General features: G+C 41.5%; 11 protein-coding genes. 2 read left to right on the plus strand and 9 right to left on the minus strand.

The genetic code is table 11. The features are described from left to right. Positions 1 to 10 precede the first annotated feature (10 nt). Positions 11 to 580 (minus strand): AAA family ATPase, encoded by a 570-nt coding sequence (locus tag B5Y40_RS03715; RefSeq protein ID WP_159453596.1) that lies wholly within the window; start codon positions 578 to 580, stop codon positions 11 to 13. Positions 581 to 691: 111 nt separating this feature from the next. Between B5Y40_RS03715 and B5Y40_RS03720 the strand changes: the two genes are divergently transcribed. Beyond that, positions 692 to 1996, plus strand: coding sequence for a cobyrinic acid a,c-diamide synthase CobB (locus B5Y40_RS03720; RefSeq protein ID WP_079685353.1), 1305 nt, complete (start codon positions 692 to 694; stop codon positions 1994 to 1996). A gap of 20 nt (positions 1997 to 2016) precedes the next feature. On the opposite strand, the gene cbiB is transcribed toward B5Y40_RS03720, so the two are convergent. Genes cbiB through B5Y40_RS03735 form a run of 3 tightly spaced genes read right to left on the minus strand, consistent with a single transcriptional unit; the run spans position 2017 to position 5425 of the window. Then, positions 2017 to 2952: an adenosylcobinamide-phosphate synthase CbiB gene (gene cbiB, locus B5Y40_RS03725; protein WP_079685354.1), complete on the minus strand. Its 936-nt coding sequence runs from the start codon at positions 2950 to 2952 to the stop codon at positions 2017 to 2019. Next, the gene (locus tag B5Y40_RS03730; protein WP_079685355.1) at positions 2928 to 3959 is read right to left on the minus strand and encodes a pyridoxal phosphate-dependent aminotransferase; all 1032 of its coding nucleotides are present in this window, start codon (positions 3957 to 3959) and stop codon (positions 2928 to 2930) included. Before B5Y40_RS03730 ends, cbiB begins: the two co-directional genes overlap by 25 nt. After that, a complete protein-coding gene (locus tag B5Y40_RS03735) occupies positions 3956 to 5425 on the minus strand; it encodes a cobyric acid synthase (protein ID WP_221408865.1) in 1470 nt (489 codons plus the stop codon). The genes B5Y40_RS03730 and B5Y40_RS03735 overlap by 4 nt, the downstream gene beginning before the upstream one ends. 101 nt (positions 5426 to 5526) lie before the next feature. Here B5Y40_RS03735 and B5Y40_RS03740 point away from each other — a divergent pair, with 101 nt between their 5' ends. After that, positions 5527 to 5967, plus strand: a complete 441-nt coding sequence (locus B5Y40_RS03740; RefSeq protein WP_079685356.1) for an RDD family protein — start codon at positions 5527 to 5529, stop codon at positions 5965 to 5967. A gap of 46 nt (positions 5968 to 6013) precedes the next feature. Here B5Y40_RS03740 and B5Y40_RS03745 read toward each other — a convergent pair whose 3' ends face one another. The 5 genes from B5Y40_RS03745 to B5Y40_RS03765 are packed head-to-tail and all read right to left on the minus strand — an operon-like array spanning position 6014 to position 12264. Then, positions 6014 to 7345 (minus strand): DUF58 domain-containing protein, encoded by a 1332-nt coding sequence (locus tag B5Y40_RS03745; protein WP_079685357.1) that lies wholly within the window; start codon positions 7343 to 7345, stop codon positions 6014 to 6016. Continuing rightward, positions 7345 to 8331, minus strand: a complete 987-nt coding sequence (locus B5Y40_RS03750) for an AAA family ATPase (protein ID WP_079685358.1) — start codon at positions 8329 to 8331, stop codon at positions 7345 to 7347. Before B5Y40_RS03750 ends, B5Y40_RS03745 begins: the two co-directional genes overlap by 1 nt. A 14-nt stretch (positions 8332 to 8345) precedes the next feature. Continuing rightward, the gene (locus B5Y40_RS03755) at positions 8346 to 9596 is read right to left on the minus strand and encodes a DUF4350 domain-containing protein (RefSeq protein WP_079685359.1); all 1251 of its coding nucleotides are present in this window, start codon (positions 9594 to 9596) and stop codon (positions 8346 to 8348) included. Further along, the gene (locus tag B5Y40_RS03760; protein ID WP_079685360.1) at positions 9593 to 10438 is read right to left on the minus strand and encodes a DUF4129 domain-containing protein; all 846 of its coding nucleotides are present in this window, start codon (positions 10436 to 10438) and stop codon (positions 9593 to 9595) included. Before B5Y40_RS03760 ends, B5Y40_RS03755 begins: the two co-directional genes overlap by 4 nt. Further along, the gene (locus B5Y40_RS03765) at positions 10435 to 12264 is read right to left on the minus strand and encodes a stage II sporulation protein M (protein ID WP_079685361.1); all 1830 of its coding nucleotides are present in this window, start codon (positions 12262 to 12264) and stop codon (positions 10435 to 10437) included. The genes B5Y40_RS03760 and B5Y40_RS03765 overlap by 4 nt, the downstream gene beginning before the upstream one ends. Between the last annotated feature and the right edge of the window lie 5 nt (positions 12265 to 12269).

Raw genomic sequence — 12269 nt, forward strand, 5'->3', positions numbered from 1 at the left:
GATTCGTGATTCAATGGATTAAAGCAGGATGGTGTGCTTTCGTTGTATTTAGAATGAATTCAACACGTTCAGCAAGCGTACCTTTCGGAACTTCGGTAAGAATATAGCTAAGCGATTTGTAAGCAGTATAAATGCAATGGTATAGATCAATAGCGTTCTGAGGTGTTTGAGGGCGTTCCGGATCATTTGTATAGATCTCCGGCCAGGGTGGGCAAATGAAAACATGGGAGGCATAGCGGTATAGGTTGGATGCGTCAGAGATTGTTGCGCTTACTGGTATACCGGTAAAACGCAGGTAGCCTGAAATGTCTGGTATACCACGATCAAAAAAAGTCAGACTGCTTTCATGCTGAGCTTGCAGGAATTGTTTTTCCATATCAAGCAACGCGAGGTCGGCAAAGTTTTTCATGTTCTTCCAGGGAAATGCACCATCTTTCAGAAGCGATTGCTGTCTGATTAATTTTCGTGAGACTTCGTCAAAAGTTTTATAGCCCATTTTTGACAACGTATCAATGATGCTCGTTTTGCCGCTTCCCGGTCCACCGGTAATTACATACTTTAAATTGCCTAATGCCTTCACTATAAAATATAGCGCAAGGTAACATGCCGATACTATATATAAACATTTAATAATAAACTTTATCGATTTCTTTTAGAGTGTATACCACCGTTCGCTCTATCTTTGCTTTACATGAAATATCATTTTTTAGTTTCTGCGCCGTCCAGTAATTCCGGTAAGACAACGGTAACGCTGGGCCTTATAAAATTGTTTAAGGAGAAAGGAATGACCGTGCAGGTTTTTAAATGTGGTCCGGATTATATCGATACTAAATTCCTGTCGCAAGCGGCTCAACGTCCTGCAATCAACCTGGATACATTCATGATGAGCCCTGATCATGTAAAGGATTTATACCAACGCTATAGCGATACAGCAGATGTATCCATCATAGAGGGTGTGATGGGATTGTTTGATGGATCGGACAGAATGCAGGGAAGCAGTGCGGAAATTGCTATACTCCTGGATGTTCCGGTCATATTAGTACTTCCGACGAAAGCAAGTGCATATTCCGTGGCTCCTATACTATACGGGTTTAAAAATTTTGATCCGAGAATTAAGATCGCTGGTGTTATTTTTAATCACGTCAACACCATTTCGCATTATAATTTTTTGAAAGATTCTGCTGCGGATGTTGGTGTTCCGTGTTTTGGATTTGTACCCGGTAGTGACGAAATAAAAATTCCCTCACGGCACCTTGGTCTCACACTTGAAAGTAATGGTGATGCTATCATTCAGAAAATCGCAGCGCACATAAGCAAGACTGTTTCACTGGATACTATAACTGAGACATGCCTCGTAACGGATAGAGGTTCGTCTAGGCAGAGTGCACCTGTACATACGGAGAGGTCGCGGCTCAAAATCGCCATCGCGCATGACGCGGCATTTACATTTACCTATCATGAGAATATTGAAGTATTGAATCGGAGGTATGATGTGGTGTTTTTTAGCCCGCTGGAAGATTCATCTATACCGGAAGCTGATATACTATACCTGGCTGGCGGTTATCCTGAATTATTTCTGGATCGGCTATCGGCAAATATATCCATGAAACAATCACTGGCAGTCTATTGCGATAATGGTGGGAAGGTATTGGCGGAGTGCGGTGGAATAATGTATCTCGGCAACGCCATTATCGATTCCTCCGGCAAACCTTATGATATGAGTGGGGTTCTTGATTTGCAGACGTCAATGGCTGAACGGGTATTAACTTTAGGGTATCGGAAATTTGCCCTTAATAATGAGATATATTGTGGGCATGAATTTCACTATTCAGCACTTAGAACTAAATTCCCTATAGCCGCCATCGGTGATATACGCAATGCAAAAGATGAACCTGTGAAGATGAAGGTATATCGCTACAAAAACGTTATTGCATCGTATATGCATTTTTATTGGGGCGATAAAATCTCTTTTATCGAAGAGATTTTTCAGATATAGGTGCTAAAAGTGATGTGGGTCTACATCAATACAAAGTTCAATAAGACTATTATTGCAGCACTCAGGAATGTAACGGCATGATTTATATAGATTACAGTGTTGATCTCCCGGTCTTCAATATTCCTGGGGTTTGTTCCGATATAAGGTTTTTCCACTAATATTCCGTGATAATAATTGTTGCCGCCAAAGCGACAATCCAATGCGCCAGCGAGCGCTGCTTCAGGGTAGCCGGCATTCGGGCTTTTATGTAGACGACCATATACAAACGTAAAGTATATAGCACGCTTGCTAAGTGTCACCAGACTTATGAATAACGCTGTTAATCGGGCCGGTATATAATTCGCCACATCATCCAGGCGTGCTGCAAATTTTCCGAACTGCTCATATCGTGGACTGCGATATGCGATCATCGAGTCAAGCGTGTTGATCATTTTATAGGCCATCATCGCGGGTACACCACCAATGGCATAATAGAAGAGTGGTGCGATAACACCATCCGAAAGATTTTCCGACATGGTTTCGAAAACAGCAGTCTTGATTTGTTGGTCGCTCAGGTTTTTTGTTTCACGCCCTACAATCCGCGAGAGCTGTGTTCTGGCTGTTGGCAGATCGACCTTTAATTTTTTAAATACATTCCTTCCTTCGTCTATGAGACAGCGATTTGCGATACCAAAGTATACAAACAATGATGTGCATGCGATGTGTATATAGTCATTCAAGGAGAAGATGAATTTTTCTGCGAGAAAAAATGTCAGGTAAGTAGAGCCGATCAGTGCAATGGATAAAAAGAGTCCCTTTAGGAAACGATAATTCCTTGTATTTAATTTTTTTTCGCCTGCGTTGATCAGATTACCGAATAGTCTTACCGGGTGAGGCATCTTTTCAGGATCACCCAATAACAAATCTAATATATAGCCAATGATTAAAGGAGCTACGAACCGGTATATGCTTTCCATGCGCGAAGGCCGTTTAATAAAAGTATATTCTTCTCTCTGTCGAGCGTGGCAAGTCGGAAGTACTGATGATTGAGTCCACGAAAGTTGGAAGCATCGCGAATCAGGCACCCGTTATAGTTAATGAGATATTCCTTTAGTGCTGATGCACTTCCGTTCGCCATCTTTGTTAGAAAATAGGTGGTTGAAGATTGCATCGCTTCAAAGCCTCCAATTTTGTTGATCTCTTCTCGAAACCACAGGCATTCGGTTAACAAGGGTGCCATAGATGGCTTTAACTGTTTATAGTTATCTGCTACAAATTCCATTGTATGTAATGCGATTGCATTCACCGCCCAGGGAATTTTGAAACGTGCTATAGCTTCAACTTGCTCAGGTTGTCCGGCTATAAAACCGATTCGTAGCCCTGGAATGCCAAACGTTTTCGTGAAGGAATGTACAATCAAAAAATTTGGGATGCTATAAATATAGGGAAGAATACTCTGTCGGCTGACCGTGAAGTCAGCGTAGGCTTCGTCCACGATAAAGAGAGTATCCGTATTTGTCTTCATTAAATCTAGCAAGAAGCCGCTTTCAAATTGTTGTCCTGTTGGATTATTGGGATTGCATATAAAAGCAATCTTCGTACGGATCTTCAGATCGTTTTTCAGATCCTCGAAAGGAATGAAAGAGCATTGAATATCGTTGACGTTCGCTGCGTCTTCGTATTCCGAAAAGGTAGGCGTAAAAATAGTCGCAGTGGTTTGGCGAAACGCTTGTGCGATCATATAGAAAGCTTCGGCTGCACCATTCGTGATAATAAAATTGTTCGCATTCAGCGAGTATATAGATGCCAGTTTTTTACAGAGACTATCACCGTTGGGTTCCGGGTAATTTTTTACGAATGGAATTGACCGTTGTATAGCATCCAACACCTGTGGGTCTGGCCCTTTATACCAGACGTTCGAACTGAAGTTGGCAATGATCTTATCCTGAAACTTATATAGATCGTCTCCGTGTCCGTAAATCATTGTGCTTGTATAATAGTATAGATTCGGTTTACATCCACGGCTTTTCGAACCCAGTCTGCCAATAGATCGTATTGCTTTTCTTTATAGGCCTGTGGTGGTATAGATGGGATTTCAATATTGTAATTTTTGAACAACGATTTCAGTACCGATGGATTATCAAATATACCATGAATATAGCTTCCCCAGCAATGATCGTTTAAATAGTAGCCGTCCATAGTTCCATCTTCCATTACACTTACCGGGTTTTCTTCCTGTATAGCGTGCGTAACACCCATGTGGATTTCGTAACCCTTGCAAGGCTCCGTCATGTTTTCCCTATAATAAAACTGTTTTTGAAAGGTTTGCTTGGTTTGTGCCAATGTCGTTATAACAGGCAAAAGCCCCAATCCCTTGCTATACTGTTGCTCAGATTCGATTTGCAACGGGTCGTGTATTTCCGCACCCAACATTTGATACCCGCCACATATACCGATTATTGTTTTCTTACCTCGGTGAGCGGTATAGATCACTTCATCAAGACCATGGTCATATATAGCTTGCAGATCCTGAATTGTATTTTTACTTCCTGGAATAATAATGATGTCGGCTTGCTTTACGAAATCGGGTTCCATCGAGTAAAATAAATTTACTCCTTTCTGATTTTCAATAACATTGAAATCGGTAAAGTTGGAAATCCGGGGAAGGCGGATCACACAAACGTTAAGTTTGCCAACGGCAGGCCTGCTGTTTTTTACCTCGAGACCCACGGAGTCTTCATCATCAATATCAATAGTATCGAAATAAGGAACGACTCCAAGAACGGGTACTTCCGTAATCTCTTCCAATATTTTTATGCCACTATCGAAAAGTCGTGTGTCACCTCTGAATTTATTAACGATAATTCCTTTGATCAATTTGCGCTCATGTTCAGGGAGTAGTTTAACCGAGCCATACAGGCTGGCAAAGATTCCACCCCGATCTATATCAGCGACTAGTATAACGGCTGCGTTTGCATGGAGTGCCATCCGCATGTTGACTATATCTTTATCTTTCAGATTTAATTCCGTTATACTTCCTGCGCCTTCCATTACAACAGGGTTATATTGTGAAGCAAGTCGTGAAAAAGATTTCTTTACTTCTTCGAAGAGTGCATCCTTGCCTTCTTTTTTAAAATAGTCATAAGCCGATTGATTCCCGATAGGCTTACCATGCAAAATCACTTGAGATGATAAATTTCCGGTGGGCTTGAGCAATACCGGATTCATATCGGTATGGCAAGGTATACCGGCTGCTTCAGCTTGTGTTGCCTGTGCTCTTCCTATTTCAAGCCCCTCCGGAGTAGCATAGCTGTTCAATGACATATTTTGCGCCTTGAAGGGAGCAGGATTAAATCCATCTTGTTTAAAGATGCGACAGAAAGCAGTGGTAAGTATACTTTTACCAACGTTTGATGCCGTGCCGGCAAACATCAGTGGTTTGAAGGTCATGAAGCTAAGTTTAACAGGTGCTAATCCGAGCCCGAATATAGATTGTTGTGCTATACAGTGTTGAATTATTTTTACCTTGTAGCACCTAATCAAAACAACTTATGGAGCCGATAGATCAAATACTCGATGCACCCGCTGATGCAGAGCGACACTTAAAATTTGCTGGTTTTTGGATACGTACCTGTGCCTTGCTGATTGATCTTGTTATTCTGATGTTTGTCATTTCAATTGTATCTGTATTGGTGTTAGGCGATGCCGGAGAAGGTGTGCTTTTTGTAATTGTATTTTGGGCTATCATTATACTTTATTTTAGTATACTGGAAAGCTCTGGTAAGCAAGCTACTTTTGGAAAGCAAGCTGTTCGTATAAAAGTTGGTAAATCGCAAGGGGAAAAATTATCGTTTGCCAATGCGCTAGGCAGATCTTTCGGTAAATTTGTGTCACAACTTTTCTTTTGCATTGGTTTTATGATGGTTGGCTGGGATAGTAATAAACAGGGTATCCATGACAAGCTCGCCAATACATACGTTTATTACGCATAGGCTATACATAGTGAATGATCTGACTGGCGGCTTAGTAACTGTACGATCAGATCATTCCTCTCGATTTCAATTCAAGGTATTTATTAATAGTTGTTACCGTCAGATTTTCCGGTTTTGTTAATATACTCATGATGCCGTGTTGCTTCAGTTGTTGAACAAGCTGTGCCTTTGTAAGTATATATTGTTCTGCCGTTACCTGCGTATAGATATCTTCCAGCGTTTCTACACCTTCAGACGTGCGCGTGGTAATTTCAGTGTTCTCAAAAAATATCACCACCAGTAAATGCTGGTCATTCAGCTTTCGTAATTGTGGTAATACGCGTTGTAAAGCATATGTACTTTCAAAGTTTGTATATAAGAATAATAAGCTCCTTCCATTTACGAAATTCCGAACCGTCATATACATACTTTCGTAGTTCGCTTCTACAGCGCCTTCCTTTTCTTTATATAGCGTGTCGAGAATTTTTCTAAGTTGTGTTTTACTTCGTTCTGCTTTTACAAGGGCTTTGGGAGTTTCTGCGAAGGTAATCAGTCCAGCCTTGTCCTGTTTTCCTAATACAATATTAGAAATAACCAGAGAAGCATTCACGGCATAGTCAAACAGGCTTAACCCGTGAAAGGGCATGTGCATAACGCGACTCTTGTCGATGATGCAGTATACCTGCTGCGATTTCTCATCTTCATACTGGTTGATCATCAGGTGCGCTCTGCGGCCCGTAGCCTTCCAGTTGATACTTCGGTAATCATCACCGCGTATATACTGTCGGATGTGCTCGAACTCATAGCTGTGTCCGATGCGTCTTACCTTCTTTACACCATACTCGGTAGCCGTTCGGGCGAACGTTTTCAATTCGTACTTCTTCATCTGGATGATCGATGGATATACCGGTACGCTTGCTTCCAGTGCGGAGCTGATCCGTCTCTTCACCAATCCCAGGTTTGTAGTCAGGTATAGATGCACCTTTCCAAAGATATACTCTCCCCGGGTAACGGGTCTTAATGAATATGTTTTTTGATAAGGCTGATCCGGAAACAACGTGTGCTGCAGCATGAAGTTCCTGATCTGAAATTGCTCCGGGAGTTCATCAATGAGTTCGATGATAAGTTTGATGCGTGACTTATTTAGCAGCGACAGTGTTATGGTATTGTTGTCACCCAGCGATAATACCGAAGGTATATCCCGCTCAACTGAAACCACCACGCTTTTGTTATACAAGAGTATGGTGTCGATGATGCACAGAACAGCAAAGAGTATACAGCCTGTTTTTACAACGGCAAACAAAAAAGGAAATGCATAGGCAAGCATCATAGCACCGGTGAGGGCGGCAGCGATGTAAAAGAAGCGATTGGTAAGAAACAGGTTTCTGATAAAACTCATTAGCGTGGTACTTCTACTCGTTCGGTTATTTCTTTAATGATATCTTCAGCTTCAATGCCTTCCATCTCGCGTTCAGCAGTCAGGATGATACGGTGATTCAATACCGGGTACGCCACAAACTTCACATCATCCGGAGTAACGAAGTCACGACCGTTCATGGCGGCTATAGCTTTTGCAGCACGCATAATCGATAAAGACGCACGGGGTGATGCGCCCAGCATCAGGTCGCCATTGTTTCGCGTATTGTCAATAAGTCTCGCTATATAGAGTATAATTTCATCTTTGATGTGAATCTTTTCAATCAATTCCTGGCAATGCTTTAATTCCTGTTTTGATATAACCGATTGAATCGTGTCCAATACCTTCTGACTAAAATCATCTTTGAATTTTTTAAGTATATCTACTTCCTGTTCCAGCGTAGGATATTTTAATTTGATGCGGAATAAAAAACGATCAAGTTGTGCTTCGGGCAGCCGGTATGTTCCTTCCTGCTCAATCGGATTTTGTGTTGCTATCACCAGGAAAGGAAAATCCATTGGATACGTAGTGCCATCAATGGTAATTTGTTTTTCTTCCATCACTTCGAAAAGTGAAGACTGTGTTTTAGCCGGAGCACGGTTAATCTCATCGATCAATACCAGATTCGCGAATACCGGACCTTTGTTAAAATTAAATTCGGAAGTCTTCATGTTGAAAACAGAAGTACCCGTCACATCCGTAGGCATCAGGTCAGGTGTGAACTGAATGCGCGAGAAGCTTACCGACAAAGACTTTGCGACAAGTTTAGCGGTGAGTGTTTTGGCAATGCCAGGTACACCTTCCAACAAAATATGACCACCGGTAAATATACCAGCCAGCAATAAATCGATGGTGGTTTCCTGCCCGACAACAGCTTTACCAATCTCTTGCTTGATGCGCATAACCCGTTCGTTCAGCTGGTCGATCTCAGGTTGCAACGTGCTTTCAAATTCAATGTTTTCTTCCATAGTGTATCTGTAAATTATTTACAGTGTTTATAAAATTTTTCGATTGCGTTATACAAGTTTACCAGTTTATCTACGGCTGTGTTATACTGCGAATTGCGTTCGATAACGTTGTATTGATCAAAGATGATCTGTATATCGTGGGCATCAACTTTTGATTTTTCTGCGAGCCGTTTAATCTGTTCTGCCACAGGCATCTGTGTATGGATGCTATATTTAGCACGGATAAAATACTGGAAGTACTTCATTTTTTTGCGCGCTATATCCAGGTGGTTTTCATTTTGATAATGAAGCGCGGAGATCAACTTTACGAATTCAAGCGATGTGTTTGTTTTTGCTTCGAGTACCGGAATCACACGTTGTGTTCGCTTGGCACCGAAGAATACATAGAGTATCACGCATCCCAGCATCATCCACCAGGCATATTTTAAAGCCGGTTGTTCCAGTATATAGTATAGCGGACTAATCTCCGGATTGTTGTTTCCGGTAAACTCCACTTTACTGTACTCATCCCACAGTATATATTTTCCATGCAGGTGCGCGAATACACTGGATGCATAGTCTGCTTTTATGGGTTTGGATATAAAATAGTTCGTGAATACCAACGGGTTGCTGTGTAAATATATAGTACCCTTGCCGTGTTGAAATTTCAGGAAGTTAACGTGATCCGGATCCTGGTAGCCAAGTGGCACTATCGATTTAGCCGAATCACAGAAGAGGAATTCGCTGAAGGCATTCCAGTAGTAGTTGTGATCTTTGCCACCAAAACGATAGGAATAATTATAGCCATATTCCGTATGGATATTTTCATTATAAAAGTTCAACGTAACGGAACCTGCTTCGCGCTGCTCAAGCGTGATGTCGCGCTCGCATTCATTGAAATATATACCGGCTATATTTTCAGGAATCTCAATGCACGCTATAAAAGCATCATTCCCATTTTCAATGAATTTAAGAAGTGCCTCAGCATCTTCTTTGTTCAGGTGAAGGCTTTGCCCTATAAAGACATAGTCGGTCTGTTTGTTGCCAAGGCTGTCGAGTACTTCGTGCAACGGCTTCTTGTCGTTGTATATAAAACTTTTGCCAGGCCTATAGCTCTGCAATAATTGTTTGATGAAGCTGGTACCGTACGGTTGATTGCTGTTTGCTTTATAGCTTTCGTACCATTGGTATTTTTTTTCTTCGCTGCCGCTGAAAAAGAAATAGAGGAGCAGGATTACACCGAGCACCGAAAAAAGTAAAATGGTAGTGGTCTGACTTTTCTTCACGATGCTTTCGGTGAATTTAATTTTTGATCCAGCGTTTCGAATTCGGCAAAGAGTTTTTGATATAATTCGGACGACAGTCTATGTTCTCCATACCAGACTTGTTCGTAGGCAAGAGTAAGTCTTTTTACTTCTTCAAAATAGTATTGCTTGATATAGAGTTCGGTGAGATACTCCCGGTTGGTCTTATCTTTTTTCCATCGGATAATTCCGCCTTCGTTTAATTTTTTAAGAAGTCCCAGAAAATATAGCCGTACCGCCAATCGTAAATTACCTTCTGCTATAGTCTTCTGTAACAATGACTGAACATCGAGGTCCTGAATATTTTCAACCGTGGTTACCGTATCTTCTTCTTGTATTATTTTTCTGTTAGACTTTCCGATAGAAGCATTTTTAGTGACGAAGTATATTATAAAGATCACGAATGCAATAATGGCAGCATAAGCAACGATCTTCAGTATTTCACCGCCCCATGGTGTAATGGAGGAGTCACTTGAATCTTGTTCCGGAGAGTCTTCAGACTCTTCTTCTGTTTTTTCTTTTTTCTTCTTTTTTGGTTTTTCATCGTAATCGGTGGAACCAACTACTTCTTTCCATTTTTTCTGATCGAACTTCTTTACATCCAGTTTTTCTTTACTGTAGTTTTTTGTCTGCGTCAGTTCATCGGGGGCTACGAAAGTATGCTCGGTTGTTTCTTCTTCATCATAACTTTGTTCGCCAGCTTCCTCTTGCGCGTATTCGGCATCGGTTTGCTGATCAGAATAGGTTACCGAGTCAGTATCCTGCGCATGCAGCGCTGGAAGAGAAAACAGCAGTATGACCAATAGCGGAATTATATACTTCATCGCTTGCTGGTTTTTGAGAATTTGCTTCCTACCATGGCGATTGCTTTTTTGAGTGATTCAGCACTATCCGTTTCTTTTAATGAGAAGTATAGATACACTACGCTTGCTGCCAGGATGGGTATAATCAGATTGAATGCAAATGTTTTGATGAACAACTCAATGAAATGTACGATACCTCTTGACCAGACATCGGTCTCCGCAAAGTTCCATTGGAGAATGGTGGTATACATATAGATCAGCGGTGCTGAAAGAACGAGCAGAAAAGAAAATGACATGAGCATCAGGATCAACTGCAGACCCATTACCTGACCAAAATTTGTCCGGATTAAAGTCCACGTTTGAGCAAACGCATCGAGCAGGTTGCTCTGTTCTGTAAGTTGACTGAAGGTATATAGCAGGAACATTCCATAGCTCAGGAAAAGGAAAAGGATTCCCCACTCGCCCAGGTAAATCGCGGTATAAATCAAGCTCGTGATCAAGATCGTCTTGATCAGGGTCGTCCAAACCAATTTTGGTTTTGCCTTTTTTGATTCGGCATCAGCAATCATTAAAATTCTATAGAGAATGAGTGAAGTGCCGAGGGTATTGATCAAAATAAAAATAGATGACGGAGTTTTCAGAGCGTAGAACATGTCTGCTACTATGTTTTGCCACCATTGATCTATATATAGGCCGAAAGTGATCTGACCTTCCAGGACGAAATCGGCTGTTGTCATGGCCAGCGTAATCACAAGAATCCAAGACAAAAGCTTGTTGGCATTCCGCGTATAAAAGAGAAAAGCGTCTTTTAAGATTTCAGCGTTATTTTTAATGCGATCGTAATATATAGCTTCGCGCAGAGTAGGAGGGAGGCGAACCTCTATTAATGGAATTTCAAAGCCTCTTTTTGATTTACGCCATGGATATATTACAAAATAGCCAATGATAAGAAGCGCTGATAGGAGTATAAGAATGAGTCGTACGGCATCGGGCACTTCTGTATAGCGCGTGAGAAAGCTTTCGATGATGGCCGCCAATACAAAAATAGGAGATATACCCAACATGAGTTTGAGTGAACGCATGGCAGAGATCTGGAAGGATTGCAGTCGTGAGTATGTACCCGGAAAAACTAATCCACTGCCCAGCGTTAATCCTGCACCGCCCGCCAGTATAATGGACGAGATTTCCAATGTGCCATGCAGCCATATAGTGAGTGCTGACTCTGCGAGCAGGCCACGCTCGATGAAAAAGAACTGGAAGCATCCTACCATGATACCGTTGTAGAGCAGAATTGCTAATGAACCTATAGCCAGAAATATACCGAATACATAGGTTCGAAAGGCAACCATCAGATTGTTTAGCGTAATGCCAAGAAACATATCTACCTGGTGTCCTTTTTTATATACTGCCATCGGATCACCTTTCTCGATATTCTCCTTGGTCATGGCTACATAACTTTCACCGAGAATAGTGGTCGCGAATTGGGGATCTTTATACGAGGAAAATACACCGATGCACGAAGCCAGTACAAAGACTATAAAGGAGATGAGAAGCTGTTTTTTGCAGTAGAGTATAATTTGAGGGAGCTCATCCAGCCAGAATAATTTAAAGTGATTTTTCTTTTCCTTGCGCAGATTGTAAATGATGGAAAAGTATTCGCGTGCAATTTTATTGAGGTAGACCCGTACAGATCGATTTTTATAATACGTTCGTGAAAAAGAAAGGTCGTCAACAACTTGTGTAAAGAGATTGCTAAGTTTTTCAGGATCTTTAACAGGACTGGTGAGAAGCGTTTCGGATTCGAGCCACTTTTCCTTATTTTGAGCGATGAAACGAGTTTCTTTCATGAATG

Origin of the sequence: Ohtaekwangia koreensis (assembly GCF_900167975.1) — a bacterium.
Taxonomy (GTDB): domain Bacteria; phylum Bacteroidota; class Bacteroidia; order Cytophagales; family Cyclobacteriaceae; genus Ohtaekwangia; species Ohtaekwangia koreensis.